The sequence below is a fragment of the Paucihalobacter sp. genome, assembly GCF_036825875.1.
Classification (GTDB): domain Bacteria; phylum Bacteroidota; class Bacteroidia; order Flavobacteriales; family Flavobacteriaceae; genus Paucihalobacter.
Genome location: NZ_DAISXK010000021.1, coordinates 1 through 19,691 on the forward strand (window position 1 = coordinate 1; position 19,691 = coordinate 19,691).

General features: G+C 36.7%; 17 protein-coding genes. 10 read left to right on the plus strand and 7 right to left on the minus strand.

Annotated elements, in window-relative coordinates; all coding sequences use genetic code 11:
- Positions 1-125 precede the first annotated feature (125 nt).
- The 7 genes from V7Z48_RS07675 (at position 126) to V7Z48_RS07705 (ending at position 7,878) form a co-directional block, all read left to right on the plus strand.
- On the plus strand, positions 126-851 hold the full coding sequence (locus tag V7Z48_RS07675; protein WP_334112822.1) for a type III pantothenate kinase: 726 nt from the start codon (positions 126-128) through the stop codon (positions 849-851).
- On the plus strand, positions 851-2,158 hold the full coding sequence (locus V7Z48_RS07680) for a hypothetical protein (protein ID WP_334112823.1): 1,308 nt from the start codon (positions 851-853) through the stop codon (positions 2,156-2,158). The genes V7Z48_RS07675 and V7Z48_RS07680 overlap by 1 nt, the downstream gene beginning before the upstream one ends.
- A gap of 13 nt (positions 2,159-2,171) precedes the next feature.
- On the plus strand, positions 2,172-3,554 hold the full coding sequence (locus V7Z48_RS07685) for a tetratricopeptide repeat protein (RefSeq protein ID WP_334112824.1): 1,383 nt from the start codon (positions 2,172-2,174) through the stop codon (positions 3,552-3,554).
- Positions 3,554-4,111, plus strand: a complete 558-nt coding sequence (gene lptC / locus V7Z48_RS07690; RefSeq protein WP_334112825.1) for an LPS export ABC transporter periplasmic protein LptC — start codon at positions 3,554-3,556, stop codon at positions 4,109-4,111. The genes V7Z48_RS07685 and lptC overlap by 1 nt, the downstream gene beginning before the upstream one ends.
- Positions 4,112-4,136: 25 nt before the next feature.
- The gene (locus tag V7Z48_RS07695) at positions 4,137-4,328 is read left to right on the plus strand and encodes a hypothetical protein (protein ID WP_334112826.1); all 192 of its coding nucleotides are present in this window, start codon (positions 4,137-4,139) and stop codon (positions 4,326-4,328) included.
- A 3-nt stretch (positions 4,329-4,331) separates the two neighbouring features.
- The gene (locus tag V7Z48_RS07700; protein WP_334112827.1) at positions 4,332-5,621 is read left to right on the plus strand and encodes a hemolysin family protein; all 1,290 of its coding nucleotides are present in this window, start codon (positions 4,332-4,334) and stop codon (positions 5,619-5,621) included.
- 97 nt (positions 5,622-5,718) lie between these two features.
- Positions 5,719-7,878, plus strand: coding sequence for a peptidylprolyl isomerase (locus V7Z48_RS07705; RefSeq protein WP_334112828.1), 2,160 nt, complete (start codon positions 5,719-5,721; stop codon positions 7,876-7,878).
- Positions 7,879-8,006: 128 nt separating this feature from the next.
- On the opposite strand, the gene V7Z48_RS07710 is transcribed toward V7Z48_RS07705, so the two are convergent.
- The gene (locus tag V7Z48_RS07710) at positions 8,007-8,918 is read right to left on the minus strand and encodes a GYDIA family GHMP kinase (protein ID WP_334112829.1); all 912 of its coding nucleotides are present in this window, start codon (positions 8,916-8,918) and stop codon (positions 8,007-8,009) included.
- A 12-nt stretch (positions 8,919-8,930) separates the two neighbouring features.
- Positions 8,931-10,244: a hydroxymethylglutaryl-CoA reductase, degradative gene (locus tag V7Z48_RS07715; RefSeq protein WP_334112830.1), complete on the minus strand. Its 1,314-nt coding sequence runs from the start codon at positions 10,242-10,244 to the stop codon at positions 8,931-8,933.
- A gap of 149 nt (positions 10,245-10,393) precedes the next feature.
- On the opposite strand from V7Z48_RS07715, the gene V7Z48_RS07720 reads away from it, so the two are divergent.
- The 3 genes from V7Z48_RS07720 to V7Z48_RS07730 all read left to right on the plus strand — a co-directional run bounded on the left by V7Z48_RS07720 (position 10,394) and on the right by V7Z48_RS07730 (position 14,834).
- Positions 10,394-12,574, plus strand: coding sequence for a S9 family peptidase (locus tag V7Z48_RS07720; protein ID WP_334112831.1), 2,181 nt, complete (start codon positions 10,394-10,396; stop codon positions 12,572-12,574).
- Positions 12,575-12,605: 31 nt separating this feature from the next.
- Complete coding sequence (locus V7Z48_RS07725; protein ID WP_334112832.1) at positions 12,606-14,195, plus strand: peptide MFS transporter; 1,590 nt, start codon at positions 12,606-12,608, stop codon at positions 14,193-14,195.
- Between the two features lie 87 nt (positions 14,196-14,282).
- Positions 14,283-14,834, plus strand: a complete 552-nt coding sequence (locus V7Z48_RS07730; RefSeq protein ID WP_334112833.1) for a thioredoxin family protein — start codon at positions 14,283-14,285, stop codon at positions 14,832-14,834.
- 1 nt (position 14,835) lies between these two features.
- On the opposite strand, the gene V7Z48_RS07735 is transcribed toward V7Z48_RS07730, so the two are convergent.
- From V7Z48_RS07735 to surE, 5 genes are read right to left on the minus strand one after another with little or no spacing between them, the layout of a single operon-like run.
- A complete protein-coding gene (locus V7Z48_RS07735; RefSeq protein WP_334112834.1) occupies positions 14,836-16,866 on the minus strand; it encodes a ComEC/Rec2 family competence protein in 2,031 nt (676 codons plus the stop codon).
- A 25-nt stretch (positions 16,867-16,891) separates the two neighbouring features.
- Positions 16,892-17,434 (minus strand): C40 family peptidase, encoded by a 543-nt coding sequence (locus V7Z48_RS07740; RefSeq protein ID WP_334112835.1) that lies wholly within the window; start codon positions 17,432-17,434, stop codon positions 16,892-16,894.
- A gap of 5 nt (positions 17,435-17,439) precedes the next feature.
- Entirely contained in the window at positions 17,440-18,558 is a 1,119-nt protein-coding gene (lpxB, locus tag V7Z48_RS07745; protein WP_334112836.1) for a lipid-A-disaccharide synthase, read from the minus strand.
- Positions 18,559-18,602: 44 nt separating this feature from the next.
- Positions 18,603-18,890: a hypothetical protein gene (locus tag V7Z48_RS07750; RefSeq protein ID WP_334112837.1), complete on the minus strand. Its 288-nt coding sequence runs from the start codon at positions 18,888-18,890 to the stop codon at positions 18,603-18,605.
- Entirely contained in the window at positions 18,880-19,659 is a 780-nt protein-coding gene (surE, locus tag V7Z48_RS07755) for a 5'/3'-nucleotidase SurE (RefSeq protein WP_334112838.1), read from the minus strand. The genes V7Z48_RS07750 and surE overlap by 11 nt, the downstream gene beginning before the upstream one ends.
- Positions 19,660-19,691 lie beyond the last annotated feature (32 nt).

Consider the following 19,691-nt stretch of genomic DNA (forward strand, 5'->3'; position numbering starts at 1 on the left):
GCTCTACCAACTGAGCTAAGGCACCAGTCGCGTAAAATGCGGTTGCAAATATAGCTTCATTTTTATTATTCACAAAAATAAACTTTAAAAATTTGATTTTGTAATTTTACAGCCAAATTTTAGCAATGAACCTAATTATTGATGTCGGTAATACCTTGGTGAAACTCGCTTTGTTTCAAGGAGATGTCATGGTAGATAAAAAGGAATTTTCAAAATCCAGAATTTATATAGAGGTAAAAAAATTAGTAAGAGCGAAGCAGCCAAAACGGGCTATTATATCTAATGTTGGAAAGTTGCCTGAGTCCGTCATGAATAAATTAACTGATTTAATACCTATTTTAAATGTAGATGCGACTATAAAGTTACCGTTTAAAAATCTTTATAAAACACCGCATACTATTGGCTCCGATAGATTGGCACTTGCGGCAGCGGCGGCTATTCAATACCCTAATATTAATGTGCTTGTAATAGATGTCGGCAGTTGTATAACCTACGATTTTATTGATAAGAACAAGCACTTTCTCGGCGGTGGCATTTCGCCGGGACTGAGCATGAGATATAAAGCGCTCCATACTTTTACAGCCAAGTTGCCGTTATTAAAACCAAGCCCGCCGGATGCATTGTTTGGAGATTCTACGTTATCATCAATACATAGTGGTACTTTTGGCGGATTATTGAAAGAATTAGACGGTGTAATTTCTGATTATAAAAAAAATTACACAGATTTAACAGTTATTTTAACAGGAGGTGATGCCAAACTCTTGGCAAACCGATTAAAAAATAGCATATTTGCCAACTCAAAATTTCTTTTGGAAGGATTAAATAGTCTTTTAGAATTTAATACCAAATAATGATTAAAAAACTTCTGGTAGTTTTTGTAACAGCACTAGCTGTAAATACTTATTCTCAACAAGGTACTGCATCGCCCTATTCTTTTTACGGTATTGGTACCTTAAATTTTAAAGGCACGGTTGAAAATAGGAGTATGGGTGGATTAAGTATCTACAACGATTCTATACATTTAAACCTGCGAAACCCGGCTTTTTACACAGGCAATAATTTAAAAGCTTATAATGAAGAATCACGTCCAGTGCGTTTTTCTGTTGGAGGAAATTTTAATTCAACAAATTTAAAAAGTAATACAAGTAGCGCTAAGGCTAACGCCACATCTTTCGAATATTTAGCCATGAATTTGCCAATAGGTAAATTTGGTCTTGGTTTCGGTTTGCTGCCTTTCACTTCGGTGGGCTACAACTTGCAAGATATTAATGACGAAGAGCGTCTTGCTAATATCTATGAAGGCGACGGCGGTGTAAATAAGGCCTTTTTGGGTCTTGCCTATTCCGTTAATAAAAAGTTACGAGTTGGACTTGATGTTAGCTATAATTTCGGTAGTATTGAAAATAGCGCTATAGCTTTTTTACGAGATAGTGAAGGCGTGCCATTACAGTTTCAAACCCGTCAAAACAATCAATCTAATCTCAGTGGTTTGAACTACAATTTTGGAGCTAATTATACTACAACTATTTTTGAAAAGTACGATTTAACCGCCTCAGCAACGTTTCAACCAGAATCCAATCTAACTTCAAGAAATAACCGTTCTTTTTCTACCATCACATTTAATAACACAACTGGAGCCATTAATGAAGTAGATACCATTGAAGCAGATCTTGAAGCTGCAGGATTAGCAGAAACTGATTTAACCTTACCAATGCGTTATGGTTTTGGAGCTGGTATTGGCTTAAGACAAAAATGGTTTGTAGGTGCAGAATATAGTATGCAACAAACGAGCAAGTTTGCAAACCCTATTGTAAATATCGATAACTCAACTTTCGAAAATGCCTACAGAATATCTGTAGGTGGTTTTTATCTGCCAAATTATAACGCTTTCACAGGTTACTTAAAAAGAGTTACTTACCGTGCTGGTTTGAGATACGAAACTACAGGACTCAACATAAATAATCAGTCCATTGATGAGTTTGGCATTACTTTTGGAATGAGTCTACCGTTGGGCAATATGTTCTCGCTTTTAAACCTCGGTTTTGAGTACGGACAGCGAGGCACAACGAAAGAAAATTTGATTCAAGAGAACTTTTTCAATACAAGTTTAAGTTTATCTTTGAACGATAGATGGTTTCAAAAACGAAAATTTAACTAAATACTCTAAAAAAATGAAAACGAGACTTACTTTAATCTTAGCAGCCTTAATGGTAAGCGTAAATTTAAGTTTTGCTCAGCAAGATGAAGAATGCATGAACAATCTTCAGATTTTTTCTGAATTCGCAAAAAAGAAAAATTATAATGATGCTTATCAACCTTGGATGGCTGTCCGCACCAAATGTCCAAAGTTTAACCGGGCTATTTATCAATACGGCGAACGAATCCTAGACGATAAAATACAAAACAGCAATGGTGCTGAAAAGGTCGCTTTTATTAACGATTTATTGTTGCTATGGGACCAGTCATTAGAATATTACCCGCAATACTATAAAAAAGGTAAAGTTTATGGTGACAAGGCGCAATTGATGTATGACTATAAAAAGGAGCTCAAATTAGATAATGAAACTGTATATAAAGCTTTTGATAAAGCCTATACCGAAGACAAAGATAATTTCGATAACCCTAAAGGTCTTTACACGTATTTCTCAGTAATGGTTGATTTATTTGATGAAAAAAAGAGAGCTGTTCAAGAAATGTTCGATAAGTACGATGATTTAAACGATAAAGTTGAAACCGAAGTCATTAAATATTCAGGGCTGTTAAATCCTTTAGTTGAAAAGGAAGAAGCGGGCAAAACCCTAACAGATAAAGAGCCAAGCTACAAAAAGAGTTATGAAAGTTACCTGAATGCCTACGATCAAATTTCAAGTGGTATGGAACGTAAGTTGGGTGATAGAGCAAATTGTGAGGTTTTAATCCCACTGTACGAAAGAGATTTTGAGCAATACAAAACAGACGACGTTTGGTTAAAGCGTTCAGTTAACCGTATGTATGCCAAAGAATGTACTGATGATCCATTGTATATTAAATTAGTGAAAGCCTACGATGCAGCCGCGCCTTCGTCTGATACTAAAGTCTTTGTTGCTGACTTGTTGATGAAAGACGGAAAAGAAAGCGAAGCTTTTAAATACTTAGAGCAAGCATATAGTTTGGAAACTGATCCGATCAAAAAAGCAAACCGTGCTGTAAAAATTGGTATTACCTTAAAAAATAAAGGTAGATACGCACAAGCAAGAACCTATTTAGAGAATTCTTTAAGGCTCAATCCTTCCAACGGCAGACCACATTTGTTAATTGCGAGCATGTATGCATCAAGTGCAAATAGCTGTGGAGATACTAACTTTAACAAACGAGCGGTATTTTGGTTAGCGGCACAAGAAGCTGAAAAAGCTGGACGATTAGACCCAACATTACGCGGTCTTTCAGAACAATCTAAAACAAGTTACGAGGCGAAAGCACCATCAAAAAGCGAAATTTTTCAAGAAGGAAATTCTGGTGAAACAATCAATATAAGTTGCTGGATTGGCCGATCCATTAAGGTGCCAAATGTTTAATGAAATATCTTAAAAAAAATAATATCCTACACTTAGTCACAGTTTTAGCTGTGACTTTGTGTTTTCAGTGTGCCGATAATTTTAAAAAGGTACAACAAGTAGGCGTGCTTCAAAATGAACCTGCTGGTGTGGCCAAAGACATAAATCTAAAATACACCGATTCAGGTTTGTTAACTGCCAATCTTCTCAGTCCGAAAATGCTGGATTATTCAAATAGAGAATTTGGATATTCTGAATTTCCTGAAGGTATATTTCTAATTCTGTACGATAAAAATCAAAATAAAAGCACTGTTATTTCAGATTATGCCATCTATTACAACGAAACGGCTATGATTGATCTACAGGGAAATGTTAAACTCGCAACCTACAAAAACGATACGTTGTACACCGATCAGCTTTACTATTTTGAAAAAGATGAATGGGTGTTTACCAACAACCCTTTTAGACTGAAATCGCCATCTGGTGATACCTATGGAAACGGCTTAGATTCCGATGTAGATTTCACGCAGATTAACATCTTAGAAATGAATAATAGCGAATTCCAAATAGATAATTAATATCTTTGCGGCTCAACTCTATACAATGACTTTTTTAAAAATATTTCAATACGCCTACCTTGTAGTAGCAGTTTTGTTTTTATACGAAGCGTTCAAAGCCTGGAATACCGAAGGAAAAATTGATTATATGTCCTTGTTCTTTTTCGCTCTGGCGTTGTTTTTATTTTTCTTCCGAAGAAAATTCAGAAAGCGATTTGAAGATCGTGGTAAACAATAAAGCATGGATTATTCTCTGCTAATAATAGTAGTTTCTTTAATTTTATCAGCCTTTTTTTCAGGAATGGAGATCGCTTATGTATCATCCAACAAAATTCATATCGAAATTGAAAAAAAGCAAAACGGATTTATAGCCCTAATTTTAGGTAAACTCACAGCAAAACCTTCTAAATTTATTGCAAGCATGCTCATTGGTAACAATGTGGCACTCGTTATTTATGGTTTTGTTATGGGCGATGTGTTGGTGAATTGGTTCCAATCCGTTACACCTTCTGATTTTACCTTCATAAATTACCTTTTTCAAGACCTGCGACTACTGTCGCAAACAGTTATTTCTACTTTAATCATTTTATTTACAGCCGAGTTTTTACCAAAGGTATTTTTCCAGTTATACTCTAATACACTCATTAAAATTTTCGCGGTTCCTGCCTACTTTTTTTACTTGCTGTTTAGTTTGTTTTCCGATTTTGCTATCTGGATTTCCGATATTATTCTTAAACACCTTTTTAAAACGGAAGGCGACAATATGGAGCTGGATTTAAGTAAGGTAGAACTCGGAAATTACATTAGCGAACAAATGGAATCCCTTGAAGAGGACGAAGAACTGGACTCCGAAATTCAAATATTTCAAAATGCATTGCAATTTTCAGCTGTAAAAGCACGTGATGTTATGGTTCCTAGAACCGAGATTATTGCGCTAGACATTCAGGATAAAATAGATGAGTTAAGACAATTATTTATCGAAACTGGGTGTTCCAAAGTATTAATTTACAAAGAAAATATTGACGACGTTCTAGGCTATGTACATTCATTTGAATTGTTTAAAAAGCCCCAAAATATCAAATCGGTACTACGCCCAGTGGAATTCGTGCCCGAAGCCATGTTTGTTAAAGACATCATGAACACACTTACTAAAAAACGAAAAAGCATCGCTGTGGTTATTGATGAATATGGCGGGACTTCAGGACTTCTAACCGTTGAAGATATTGTAGAAGAATTGTTTGGCGAAATTGAAGACGAACACGATATCGACGAAATGATTGAAGAGCAACTAGACGAAAACACCTTTAAATTATCGGCCAGACTAGAAGTTGATTACCTCAACGAAACCTATAAACTCAACCTGCCCGAAAACGAGGCTTACGAAACTTTAGGCGGACTCATTGTTCATAAAACAGAAGGAATTCCTGAGATAAACGACCGTGTTGAAATAGACCATTTCCTCTTTACCATTCTAGAAGTGTCATCCACAAAAATAGATGTGGTAGAATTGCAGCTGCAAACCAAGGAATAAAACGTTCAATAACCAATAAAATACCTTGTTCTACTTTTATTATTAGGTAGAAAATACTATTTTCGCACACTTATTTTTATCAACTTAAAACAATAAAATGGCGGTTTTAAATAAAATCAGACAAAAATCAATTGTACTTATAGTGGTAATTGCAATGGCGTTATTTGCCTTTGTATTATCAGATCTTTTTAGAAGTGGCACTTTATTTGGAGGAAACCCCGATGTATTAGCAACCATAAACGGTAAAGATGTTAACCGTGTGGAGTTTATGCAACGTGTGGAAAACAGACAAAACCAAATGGGTCCGCAAAGTTCAACAATGCAAACCATGAACAGTGTTTGGGAGCAAGAGCTACGTACCGTAGTTTTAGAAACCGAATTTGACAAACTTGGACTCAGCGTTGAGCAAGACCAAATGCGCGACATCATCAAGGAAAGTTTTGCTATGTATCCAGAATTTCAAAATGAAGCTGGCTTGTTTGACGAAAACAGAATGGACGCTTTTATTTCAAACCTAAAAGATATCAATCCAGAGCGTGCGCCATTGGGTAACTTCATGATTAATTACAGCGAATGGGCAAACAACGAGCAGGCTTTAGCCAAAGGTGCTCTAGAGCAGTCGTATTACAATATGATAAAAGCAGGTGTGGGTGCAACTATTTCTGAAGCAGAAGTTGAATACAGGAAAGATGCCAGAACAGTGGATGTGAAGTTCGCTTTTGTACCATTTACGAAAATCGCCGATAGCTTAATTGAAATAAAAGAAAGTGACATTAAAGCTTACGTAGATAGAAATAAAGATCAGTTTGAAGTAGAAGCCACCAGAGACATCGTTTTTGTTGAATTTATTGAAACAGCATCTGAAACCGACGAAGACAATATCAAAAATAGCGTTACGGCTTTACTAAACGACAGAGTTGAGTTTAACGAAAGCTCTAAAAGTAACGATACCATCAAAGGCTTTTTAAATACTAAGGATATTGAGACTTTTGTTAATGCCAATTCTGATATCAAACTTTTAGATCGATTTTTAACTAAAAGACAATTGCCAGCGGCCTATGCCGATTCACTTATCACTATGCCTGTAGGCAGTATTACATCAGTTTATAAGAACAATAATTTGTTTCAATTAACTAAGGTTCTAGAAGAAATGCAAGTGGCCGATTCGGTAAAACACAGTCATATTATTGTCCCTTACCAAGGCTCAAATCGTGCCGAAGGTGTAACTACTACGAGAGAAGAAGCTCAATTTATGGTGGACAGCTTGTTGCCTTTGGTAAAAAATAACAAAACTAAATTTAACGAACTAGCTTCTGAAATTAATTCCGACGGTAGCAAAAGTACCAACGGCGAAGTTGGTTGGACAAGATTGGCAACCTTCAACCCAAACGCTTTCGATCCAGATTATGCCGATTATATTTTCTACAATCCAGTCGGAACAGTTGAAATTGTTGAAACCCAATACGGTTTTCATATCATAAGAATAGACGAAGCAAAAAATTACGAGCGCGCCATTAAAATCGCAAACCTAGCAAGACGCATAGAGCCATCTGAAGAAACCATAAACGAAGTCTTCAACCAAAAAGGCCGATTTGAACTAGCGGTTCAGGACAAAGATTTTAATGAAGTAGCTGCCGAAAACAACTACTCGGTGCGTCCAGTTAATGGAGTAAAAGAATTAGATGAGCGTATCCCAGGCCTAGACAATCAAAGACCAATCGTGCGTTGGGCATTTGAAAAAGGCACTAAAGAAGGTTCTGTAAAAAGTTTCCCAGTGGCTGGAAGAGGTTTTGTTGTGGTACAATTAGTAAAGAAAACACCTAAAGGAATTTTAAACGTTGAAGACGCCACTGCAACGGCCTTACCAAAAGTGCGCAACGAGAAAAAAGCGGCAATGATTAGAGCCTCTGTAAAAGCAGCAACCGTTGAAGAGTTTGCAGCCAATCAAGGTGAAACCGTTAGAACTGCCAACGCTGTTAACATGGCCAGCACTACCTTAGCAGGTGCAGGTAACGAACCCAAAGTAGTTGGTGTTGCTTCAGGCTTAAATGAAGGTGCAACCTCTAAATTAATAGATGGAGAAAAAGGCGTTTATATGGTACAAGTTACCAAGGTAAACGAAGCACCAGCATTAGATAATTATACGGCAATCATGAACAGATTAACCAATGCCCGTACTGGCACTGTGTTGTCTAAAGTATACGAAGCTTTAAAAGAAAAGGCTGAAATTGAAGATAACAGAGCCTTATTTTACTAGAATTAGTTATATAAATTATATTAAAAAGCTTCACTTAGGTGAGGCTTTTTTTATTTCAATCACAGCGTAAAAAAACATTAAACATTGAACAGAATCTGAACCAAAACCGCCAATCGACCACAGGAAAATTATTTCACCATTTCCGAAAAAGGAATCACTATCTCAAACCCTTTACTTTTGAAGTAATTTTCAGGATTTTCACCAGACCGTACCATGATAAAATCGCCACCCCATGCACCTAAACTTTTTATGCTACCAGCGAAGTCTTTAAAATATTGTTCTTTAACTGGCGGAAGATTCAATAGTTTTGATATAATTCCTTCGTGTGAAGTGATTAATTGGTCAAAACTTTGAGTGTCTTTGCAAATTAATAGCTCCTTGGTAATGCCGCTTATGTCGTCAATGGCCGATTGTATATTTCCCCGATTGACTTGATAGTGTGCGATGGCTTGCCGGCTGTTTTGTTTTTTGTTTAGATATACGAAATATAGCTGTGTTTTAAAACTCGGATTAAAATTTTGAGTCGTGACGGTTCTTTCAGTTGTATTCTTTAATTGATAGGTAATCGCTGTGTCATGCTGAGCACAGGCAATATCATAACCGCTGCCACCAAAGGTTTTCGAAAGTAATTCATAGGCATCTACCTTGGCCCAATTAGCAATATTATTAATTAACGTAGACGATGAACCCAGACCCCAATGTCTGTTAAAAGTTAGTTTTGAACTCATGTCAAAACCTCGTTGTGGCAATAAAAACTTCGGATTTAACTGCTGGGCGACTTGAAAAATGTTTACCAAGGTTTTGGCAATGTGGTCATCTGGTTTATTGCTGCTAATAGTTTGCCCGTCAAAATTAAGTACGGTTTCAAACCAAACCTTATCGTTAAGGTCTAAACTTTGCCAGGAAATATTAGGTTTGTTATTTTCTACCAGGGTTAAATACTGACCGAAAACAGTAGGTACAGCCAAAGCGAAAGCACCGTCAAGTACGGTATATTCCCCAGTGATTAATAATTTTCCGTTGCTGTAAAACTGTGGCAATTTATTGAGATTTTATTTGGTTCGGTGCGCTTTTAAAGCTTCAATAACTGAATTGTGCGTTACTGTGTGGGTTTTGAAATGTGCTACTATTAATTGTTTTTCTTCGGAAGTGGCTTCTAATTGATTGAGTATGTTCATCAAATGCATTTTCATATGGCCTTGTTGAATCCCCGTTGTTGTTAACGATTTCAAGGCAGCGAAATTTTGAGCCAAACCCGCAACGGCAGTAATTTTCATTAAATCCTTTGCTGTGGGATTCCCTAGTAATTGCAAGGCAACTTTTACCAATGGATGTAATTTTGTTAATCCGCCTACCGTGCCTAAAGCCAAAGGTATTTCAATCCAAAATTTAAATATACCGTTCTCAACACTTGCATGGCTTAAACTTTTATAGCGACCATCCTTAGCAGCATAGGCGTGAATACCGGCTTCCACTGCCCTAAAATCATTTCCTGTGGCCAATACCACGGCATCAATACCGTTCATAATACCTTTGTTATGGGTTACAGCACGGTACGGCTCAACTTCGGCTATCTTAACAGCTTGAACAAATTTCTGGGCAAAGTCTTCGGGATTAATCCCGTCGTTATCTTTTAAATCTTCAACCTTACAACTAACTTCAGCTGTTACCAAACACTCTGGAACGTAGTTAGATAAAATACTCATGATAACCTCTAAACGATTTTGTTTTGTGTAGGCATTTGTTGTGGCTTCATCTTTAAGTGTATGCGCAAACTGCTCTAAACACGAATTGATGAAATTAGCACCCATAGCATCTAAGGTTTCAAACGTGGCGTGCAATTGGTAGTAATTTGGCAATAATTCACTTTTGTCTCTTAATTCTATATCGATAATGCCACCGCCGCGCTTTATCATATTGCCTGTTAAGGCTTCTGTTGCGCTAATAAGTTTTGGCTTTATCTCTTTAAAAAAATCTTGTAACGACTGTATAGAGCCAGTATAATTAAAATGAACCTGACCAACTTTAGAGGTATTAATAACTTCAGCTTTAAAACCACCGCGGTCTAACCAAAATTTGGCGGCTTTACTAGCTGCAGCCACCACCGAGCTTTCTTCTATTGCCATAGGAATGGTATAAATAGCGTTGTTTATCTTAAAGTTAGGTGCTACCGCAAATGGTAAGTAATAGTTGCTAATGGTATTTTCAATGAACTCGTCGTGAAGATTTTGCAAGGCTTCATTTGAATTCCAATATTGTAAAATAATGGTTCTTGCATCCGCGCTATCTTGAAGATGGTGTTTTATGATCCAGTTAATTTTTTCAGATTTAGACAATTTAGAAAAACCGGAAACAGTTTGTGTCATGGTAAGCAGTTTAAAGCAGTGCAAAGATACTATTATTCAAAATAAAAGATGAAGCAGCGTTTTAATATTGCGTTTTTCGTGTTAATAGTTAGGAGTTTTTGCCGAATTTTTAGTAAACTTGACAACAAATACATAATAATTTCACGTTAATGACAATTAGGCTCCTATTTTTAGCACTGGGCATGTGCTTTTTTACTTCCATAAATGCTCAAAATAAATCCATTACAATAGAATCAATTTGGGACGGCACGTTCAGAACACAAGGCATGCAATCCTTGCACTCCATGAATAATGGCAAGCAATACGCCGTTTTAAATTTCAACAGAGCCAATAGAACATCCAGCATCGATTTATATGATTACAGCACGCTTGAGAAAGTTTCTACCATTTTATCTTCTGAAGATTTAGAAACCATTCCTAGCTTTATCGATTACAGTTTTAGCAGCGATGAATCAAAAATATTGCTCACTACGGATCAAACGTCAATCTACCGTCGCAGTACCTTAGGGACCTATTACGTATACAATACAGTTGATAAATCACTCATTAAAGTTGCAGAGGAACCAATACAAGAACCCACATTATCTCCTAACGGTGATAAAATTGCCTATGGCTTAAATAACAACCTTTATGTGAAAGATTTGGTTTCAGGTGATACGAGTCAAATTACCTTTGATGGTGAAAAGAACACCATCATCAACGGGATTACCGATTGGGTATACGAAGAAGAATTTGGATTCGTACGTGCCTTTGATTGGAATGCCGCTGGTGATAAAATTGCCTTTATCAGGTTTGATGAAACAGATGTGCCCGAATTTTCAATGGATGTTTATGGCAGTGATTTATACCAAATCCAGCAAGTATTCAAGTACCCAAAAGCAGGAGAAGCTAATGCTTTGGTATCGCTGCACCTGTATGATTTAAACACAAAAACCACTACCGAGGTTAAGGTTGACAAGACGTATAACGATTTTTATATACCGCGCATTAAATGGAGTAAAGACGCTAATATTTTAAGTGCTCAATTTTTAAACAGACACCAGAATGAACTAGACCTTTGGTTTATAGATGCCAAAACTATGAAAGCTTCTTTAGTACTTGCCGAAGTAGATAAAGCTTATGTAGACGTTACCTCCGATTTAACCTTTTTAAACAATCATAGCTTTATTTGGACCAGCGAAAAAGATGGCTACAATCATATCTATCATTATGATAAAACGGGTAAATCAATTAATCAAATTACCAACGGCAACTGGGAAGTTACAAGCTATTATGGTTATGATGCAAAAACGAAGCGCATATTTTACCAATCGGTTGAAAATGGTTCTATCAATAGAGACGTATATGCCATAGGTTTAAACGGCAAAAATAAGATAAGATTAAGTTCAAAAGAAGGCACGAACAGCGCTTCGTTTAGTGCAGATTTCACTTACTTTATCAACACCCATTCCAGCACCACAACGCCGCCGAATTACACCTTGCATGATAGCAAAACGGGTAAACTACTCAAAAATATAGTAGACAACCAATCACTAGCTGCGCAATTGAGTAACTACAAAATAGCTCCAAAAGAATTCAGTACCATTCAAGTAAATGGCAATGACCTTAATATGTATATGATCAAGCCATTAGATTTCGATGCAAGTAAGTCATATCCATTATTGATGTTTCAGTATTCCGGACCTGGGTCGCAACAAGTAGCTAACCGATGGCACGGTACAAATGATTACTGGCATCAAATGTTAGCCCAACAAGGCTATATCATCGCCTGTGTTGACGGACGCGGCACTGGATTAAAAGGTGCAGAATTTAAGAAAGTCACCCAAAACGAACTCGGTAAATACGAGGTTGAAGATCAAATTGAAGCGGCCAAAAAATTAGGAAGTCAAGCTTTTATTGACGCCGAAAGAATTGGTATTTGGGGCTGGAGTTATGGCGGTTTTATGAGTAGCAACGCCTTATTTCAAGGGAACGATGTGTTTAAAATGGCTATTGCAGTCGCTCCTGTCACCAGTTGGAGGTTTTACGACACCATTTACACCGAGCGCTACATGACCACACCCCAAGAAAATGCTGCTGGCTACGATAACAATTCACCAATAAATCATGTAGAAAAATTAAAGGGAGATTTTTTATTAGTGCACGGCTCGGCCGACGACAATGTGCATGTTCAAAATACAACCCGAATGGTTGAAGCTTTAATACAAGCCAACAAACAATTTGAATGGCTGATTTATCCAGATAAGAATCACGGTATTTACGGCGGCAACACCCGTTTACATCTTTATACCAAAATGACGAATTTTATCAAGGCGTCACTTGGGAATTAATTAAACTACTTAACTAACTTAAATCATTAATATGGAATTTAAATTTGGAGGTTCAGATTTCAATCAAAGAACCGTATTAGGTCACCCTTCGGGATTATTTGTATTATTTTTTACCGAAATGTGGGAACGTTTTTCCTATTACGGAATGCGTGCATTATTGGTGCTTTTTTTAGTGGCATCTATTTTGGACGAAGGTTGGGGCTGGGAACGTGATAGCGCTTTGTTGCTCTACGCTTGGTATACAGGCTTGGTGTATATCACACCTATATTCGGCGGATTAATTGCCGATAAAATTATGGGATATAGAAAAGCCGTGGTCTTGGGAGCGCTTTTAATGACTTTAGGTCATGCTTCGATGGCACTTGAGGTTTTCGTTGATGCTTTCTTTTTTATTGGGTTAGCATTATTAATCATCGGCAATGGTTTGTTTAAACCCAATATTTCTTCTATGGTGGGTCAGTTGTATTTAAATCAGGGTAAGGAGAAAGACGCCGGTTATACCATATTTTATATGGGTATTAACGCTGGTGCTTTTTTAGGAATTCTTCTTTGTGGCTATATTGGAGAAAAAATAGGCTGGCATTACGGATTTGGACTGGCCGGTATTTTTATGTTTTTTGGGATGCTTCAATTTTACTACGCTCAAAAGATATTTGGTCGTATTGGCCTATCACCGAAAAACACCCTAGAATTTGATTCAGCAATAGAAAATAGTATCGATGAAACTAAAGAAGCTGTTGAAGACACTCTAGACGAAGCACAACGATCAAAAGTTACCAAGGATAGGTTAAAAGTGATAGGTGTACTTGCATTTTTTACTATATTTTTCTGGTGGGCTTTTGAACAAGCAGGTGGTTCGATGACCATTTTTGCAGCAGACTATACAGACAGAGTGTTGGTCGATAACGGCGCTTTTATTTTTAAGATATTCAATACGCTTTTAACAGTTATACCCATGCTTATTATTACCTGGGTATTGGTAATGCTTTTCAAACAAACCTATTCCAAATATGCCTTATCTAACTTAATGCTCGGTACTAGTTTTGTTATTATTTGGGGAATTGTTATTTGGATGTTAAAAAGAGAATTTGATGCCGATTCAGCTGAAGTACCTGCGTCTTGGTTTGGAATTTTAAACTCCTTTTTCATTATAGCATTTGCACCATTGTTTTCAAAAATTTGGCAAAGTAAGTATAATCCTTCCGGGCCAGTTAAATTTGCGATAGGTCTTATATTGTTAGGACTGGGCTTTGGAATATTAGCCTACGGTTCAATTGGAATACCGCTCGGGGCTAAGGAAGCTTCGGTAAGCATGATCTTTTTAATTTTAGCGTATTTGTTCCATACTTTAGGAGAACTTTGCGTGTCGCCAGTGGGCTTGTCATATGTGAGTAAATTGGCTCCGGTTAAATTAGTTGGCTTAATGTTTGGGGTTTGGTTTGTAGCCAATTTTATTGCCAACACGCTCGCTGGTGTAACAGGAAGCTTTATCGATCCGATAGTAGAACAATATGGAATGACTACATTTTTCTTGATTTTTACATTGGTTCCAGCTGGTGCTGGTCTGGTAATGTTATTAATTAGTAAAAAGCTTGTCAGCATGATGCACGGCGTTAGATAACGATTAAATTGTTAAATTTACCCTATAAAACTTGGCAAAATGATGCTTTTGTGTAAGTTTATGCTAGAAATTGCAACAAATCGAAATATGAAGTATTTATTAAAAACAGTGGTGCTTTTTTTAGCTATGTCTTCTTTAAGTATCGCCCAACAAATAAATTGGGTATCTTTTGAAGAAGCTTTGGAGCTGCAAAAAAAGAAACCCAAAAAGATTATGATGGACGTTTATACCGTATGGTGCGGTCCGTGCAAGATGTTAGATAAGAATACCTTTCAAAATAAGGACGTAGCCGATTATGTAAACAAATATTACTATGCGGTGAAGTTTGATGCACAAGGTAACTCTACCGAAACTTACAAGGGAAAAACCTTCACCAATCCAAACTACGATCCGGCCAAGGCAAAAACACGCAACGGAACCCATCAGCTTACTATGTTTCTAAAAGTTAGTGCCTTTCCGACGATTGTATTTTTTGATGAGCAAGGTGAATATATAACGCCTATCAGAGGTTATCAAAATCCTCAACAGTTAGAGTTGTATCTCAAATTATTCCAAAGTAATAAGCACAAAGAAATGTCCTCTCAGGACGATTTTAATAACTATTACCAAGCTTTTGTGCCAACCTTTACGGGAAAATAAATTAATCTTTTATAATAAAGGCTCCCATTTCATAAGTATGATGAAATGGGAGTTTTTTTATATCGCAAGTGGCTTTCCATCGCGACACATAGCTTCTGTAATTACTACCATCGGCAATAATTTGCTGAGGTTGAACACTGTCAATCAATCGCTCTAGATTAATTTTCGGCGAATCCCGCAATAACACAATTGAAGGTTTAAATGGCACATTGTAAACTCCGAGGCTATCAACCACCAAAATTATATCTTCATTAAATTGATATACATCTTGAATCTGGTCTGTTTCAAAATGCTTTATTTGATTACCAACCTTATAGTTGCTAACTATTTTATCGCTTTTTAACTGTAGGCTATCTAAGTTGCTAAAAAGTTTAAATTGATGTTGATTCTTTACTCCAATCAAAGTATGCCTGTTTTTTTGAAACACCACAAATTCCGACTGAGCGTTTTCGTAATACGAAAAAACATAAACAACTTGCACCAAAATCACAGAACATAAAGCCCATTGAATGCTTTTTGAACTTCTATATTTTAAAGCAGAAACGGAACTTATAATCAACAAATAAATACCCAACATTTGCCAAAAATTAAGCGGTATGTCCTGAATAAAAAAACTTTCTGCACTTGCAATTTGAGCAATAAAAGTGTTTAATGTTGAGATTATTTCAGCGTAAAATTGCATTAGGAATGGAGGTATCCAATCTAATGATGATAAGAAAATTACCAATATTCCTAAGCCTAAAATCAGTCCCATAAACGGAATGATTATTAGATTCGAAACAAAGAACAGTGCAGGAAACTGATGAAAATAAAAGAGGCTAACAGGTAAAACACCTATCTGTGCGGCTAAGGTTACTGTGAATAAGGACCAAAACTTGTCAACTAGCCAAAATTTTGGTTTCCAATGATTATAGAGTAATGGCCTGATGCTCACAATACCTAAAACGGCCAAATAACTCATTTGGAACCCTACTTCAAACAAGAAATTTGGTTTTAAAAGCAATAATATAAAAGCGGAAATAGCGAGCGTATTATAAATATTATTAGCACGCTTAAAATTGATGGCAATCGTAACCGCGGTAAACATAGTAACAGCACGAGACACCGATGGTGATAATCCCGCAACTATGGCGAAGCTCCACAAAAATAGAATCACAAAAATTATTCTTGCAACTGTACCGTATCTTAGGTAGGTGAGTGGCTTTAAAATCCAATTGAGCAACAGCATAATGATACCGACATGCAGTCCAGAAACTGCCAAAATATGAATAGCGCCAGCAGCAGCAAAATTATTGTAAACTTCTTCGCTGATGTCTTGTCGCTGTCCAAGTAATAAGGCATTTACAATGGCAAATTCGTCACCTTGCAAACCGTAATGCTTTAATTTGTACTGCATGTGATTTCGTAGTTTATCGGCATAAGCCAACAAAGTAGGTTGAGCGGCTTTTATGTGGAAAATTTCAGTAGCGCTTGCGTTAATTTGTAAAAACACATAGTGTCTTTCTAGGTAATTTTTATAATCGAATTGATGTGGATTTTTTGCGCTACTAACCTCTTGTGCTTTGCTTTTCAGAAGAATTATATCACCTACGTTAAAAATTTCAGACATGCTGTCTTTTTGAATATTTAAAAGAATTGTTCCTACAACTGAAATTTGATTTACATCAAGAATTTCAGCGTAATACTTGTCTTGATATAAACTAGGTTTAAGCTTGCGTTCAATTTTCAATGTGAAAAGGGTTTCGCTATTTGGGTCAACATGATGTGTGTAATGCTTATTGAGATGTATAGGGTTGTGATAGTGAACCAACAACATACCTAATACCACCATAATGCCAGAAGTAGTGATGCCATACCAAACCGACTTCATGGGTTTGTTTCGAAATACAACAAAAAGAATAGCGAGTAAAACACTGAGACCAGCTAGAACAATCAACAACAATTCAGCATTGAAGGCTGAATAATTACCAACTGAAATTCCTATTATAAGAAATAAACAAAATGAAATTAAAGGGAACTTTAGTAACTTCATAATTCTAAGTTACTAAAAATAAATATTATAATAGCCGTCGTGCTTGTACAAATGCAAAATACCAATAGCGTTCGGCAAGCGATGAAGTTATCACACCAGCCGAAGTTGAGGCGTGAATAAATTCAACATAACCTTCCCGAATACCAGTCACCAAACCAACATGGTTAACCTTACGACTATTTTTTTGAGTGGCAAAAAATACCAAATCTCCAGGTTGAACAGCTTTTAAATCTATCCAATCGCCCGTTTTTGCAATATCTTCCGACCGCCTTGGTAAGTTGATGCCTTCCGACTGAAACGAAGTGTATAATAAGCCAGAACAATCCATCCCTTTTTTGGTGGTGCCGCCGTATTTGTATTTAACTCCTTTAAATTGTTCGGCATACTTGATAATGGCACTGGCAGTTTCATTTAATACAGGTTTTGAAGTTGTTGTTTTAGGGATGCTTTTGGTAGTAGATTTTGAAGAGGGCAATTTCGATGATTTACAAGAATTTAAGGAAAACAGAAAAACAGAAATCACAATTAGTTTCACAGCTTTGCCAATGTATTGTTTGTTGAAAGTCATATATTTTAGGCTTCTTTTAAACTATTCACGATGAGTTTTGCCGTTTTAGCACTGGCACCTTTGCCGCCAAGTTTTTGTTCTAACTCAAAATAGTCTAGAAAAATTGCAGTGCGATACTTTTCATTTAATATAAGTTGAAGCTCTTTAGCCAAACGCTTTTTGTTGAAATCATCCTGAATCAACTCGGTCACAACCTTTTTATTCATTATCAAATTCACCAATGAAATATATTCCAATTTCACCAACCGTTTTCCTATTTGATAAGAAATCCAACTGCCTTTATAGCAAACCACTTCAGGGACTTTAAAGAGTGCTGTTTCTAGTGTAGCGGTGCCAGAAGTCACCAAAGCTGCTGTTGAAACACTTAATAAATCGTAGGTTTTATTGCTTACAAAGGCAACATTCGATTTTTTTATATAGGTTTGGTAAAACTCATAATCTTGGCTTGGTGCACCGGCAATGACAAACTGATAATCTTTAAATTGTTCAACTATAGATAACATAACCGAAAGCATTTTTTTTATTTCTTGCTTTCTGCTTCCAGGTAATAGCGCAATTATGGGTTTGTTAGTGAGTTGATGTTGCTCCCTGAAATCAACTTCGGAAATTTTTGGTCTGCTGCCTATAGCATCAATAAGTGGATGGCCTACAAAGTGAACAGGAAACTGGTGTTTGTCCTCATAAAAGGATTTTTCAAAAGGAAGAATCACATACATTTCATCAACGTTGCGCTTAATGGCTGTAATCCGATTTTCTTTCCAAGCCCAAATTTGCGGTGAGATATAATAATGTGTTTTATAACCTTTCTGCTTGGCCCATTTGGCAATACGCAAATTAAAACCTGGATAGTCTATAAAGATGATGACATCAGGGTTGAAATGGTCAATATCTTCCTTACAAAATTGAAGGTTTTTAAATATGGTTCTTAAATTCATTACTACTTCGGCAAAACCCATAAAGGCAAGGGATTTGTAGTGTTTCACCAAGTTGGCACTCACCGCTTGCATCAAATCACCACCCCAAAATCGAAAATTAGCATGGGTGTCTTCGGCCAAAATGGCTTTCATTAAATTGGCGCCGTGTAGGTCGCCAGACGCTTCGCCTGCAATGATATAGTAGTTCACTTCTTGAGTTTAAAAACCGAATCGGATTTGTATGATGACAAAGATTATGATAAAAATTTGAATCCGAAAGTAATTAGCATAACTATTACCGTAATGATTAGCACACCCATAGCGCGATTATCTTGTCGTTTCTTGATAAAAACAAAAAAAGCACCGAGGTTTAACAAGGCTCCCATGGCAACGAGTTTTCCAAAAAAATCATTTGCAATGGCATCTTTTATAACCTTCATATAATCATCAGACGAGCCAAAAATTTGAATAGCGAAAATAAGTCCGAAAACATTCGCAATCAGTCCTACAATAATGCCAATAAATATATCTTTATTTTTCATTCAATTTCCAAGTGTTTAAATCTTGAATAAAATGGTGCGCGGTTAGGTCGTACTGCACTGGCACAACCGACACAAAGTCATTAGCCAAAGCCCATTCATCTGTATCTTGACCCTTGTCCTCATTCACAAAAGCACCAGTAAGCCAGTAATATTCTCGTCCCAATGGATTGGTGCGCTTGTCAAATTCTTCTTTCCAACTAGCATTGGCCTGTCGACAAATTTTAATACCCTTGATGTCTTTTTCGACTAAATCTGGAATGTTCACATTGAGAACAATACCTCTAGGAATGCCTTCTTTTAGCGCATTTTCTGTAATGGTTTTCACAAAGCTTTTGCAAGCTTCAAATTTGGCACCCCAGCTATAATTAAGTAGTGAAAACCCGATTGCAGGTATGCCTTCAATGCCGGCTTCTAACGCAGCACTCATGGTTCCGGAGTAAATTACGTTGATGGAGGAATTAGAGCCGTGGTTGATACCCGAAACACAGATATCTGGTTTTCGACCTAAAATTTCATTCACAGCAAGTTTCACACAGTCGGCAGGTGTGCCTGAGCAACTGTATTCCGTTTGAGGACCATCGTCTATGGTTATTTTTTCTAAAAATAGTGTTGAATTGATGGTAATAGCATGACCCATTGCGCTTTGCGGACTATCCGGAGCAACCACCACCACTTCGCCAATGCTATTCATCACGCTAATTAAAGTTCGTAAGCCAGGTGCTGTAATTCCATCGTCATTGGTTACGAGTATTAAGGGTTTCTTCGACATAAATACAATTTTTTTTAAGCTATAAAATTAAC

Coding starts and splice junctions, on each gene's coding strand:
- V7Z48_RS07675 (WP_334112822.1), top strand. CDS start 126: ATGAACCTAATTATTGATGTCGGTAATACCTTGGTGAAACTCGCTTTG.
- V7Z48_RS07680 (WP_334112823.1), top strand. CDS start 851: ATGATTAAAAAACTTCTGGTAGTTTTTGTAACAGCACTAGCTGTAAAT.
- V7Z48_RS07685 (WP_334112824.1), top strand. CDS start 2,172: ATGAAAACGAGACTTACTTTAATCTTAGCAGCCTTAATGGTAAGCGTA.
- lptC (WP_334112825.1), top strand. CDS start 3,554: ATGAAATATCTTAAAAAAAATAATATCCTACACTTAGTCACAGTTTTA.
- V7Z48_RS07695 (WP_334112826.1), top strand. CDS start 4,137: ATGACTTTTTTAAAAATATTTCAATACGCCTACCTTGTAGTAGCAGTT.
- V7Z48_RS07700 (WP_334112827.1), top strand. CDS start 4,332: ATGGATTATTCTCTGCTAATAATAGTAGTTTCTTTAATTTTATCAGCC.
- V7Z48_RS07705 (WP_334112828.1), top strand. CDS start 5,719: ATGGCGGTTTTAAATAAAATCAGACAAAAATCAATTGTACTTATAGTG.
- V7Z48_RS07715 (WP_334112830.1), bottom strand. CDS start 10,244: ATGACACAAACTGTTTCCGGTTTTTCTAAATTGTCTAAATCTGAAAAA.
- V7Z48_RS07720 (WP_334112831.1), top strand. CDS start 10,394: ATGACAATTAGGCTCCTATTTTTAGCACTGGGCATGTGCTTTTTTACT.
- V7Z48_RS07725 (WP_334112832.1), top strand. CDS start 12,606: ATGGAATTTAAATTTGGAGGTTCAGATTTCAATCAAAGAACCGTATTA.
- V7Z48_RS07730 (WP_334112833.1), top strand. CDS start 14,283: ATGAAGTATTTATTAAAAACAGTGGTGCTTTTTTTAGCTATGTCTTCT.
- V7Z48_RS07735 (WP_334112834.1), bottom strand. CDS start 16,866: ATGAAGTTACTAAAGTTCCCTTTAATTTCATTTTGTTTATTTCTTATA.
- V7Z48_RS07740 (WP_334112835.1), bottom strand. CDS start 17,434: ATGACTTTCAACAAACAATACATTGGCAAAGCTGTGAAACTAATTGTG.
- V7Z48_RS07750 (WP_334112837.1), bottom strand. CDS start 18,890: ATGAAAAATAAAGATATATTTATTGGCATTATTGTAGGACTGATTGCG.
- surE (WP_334112838.1), bottom strand. CDS start 19,659: ATGTCGAAGAAACCCTTAATACTCGTAACCAATGACGATGGAATTACA.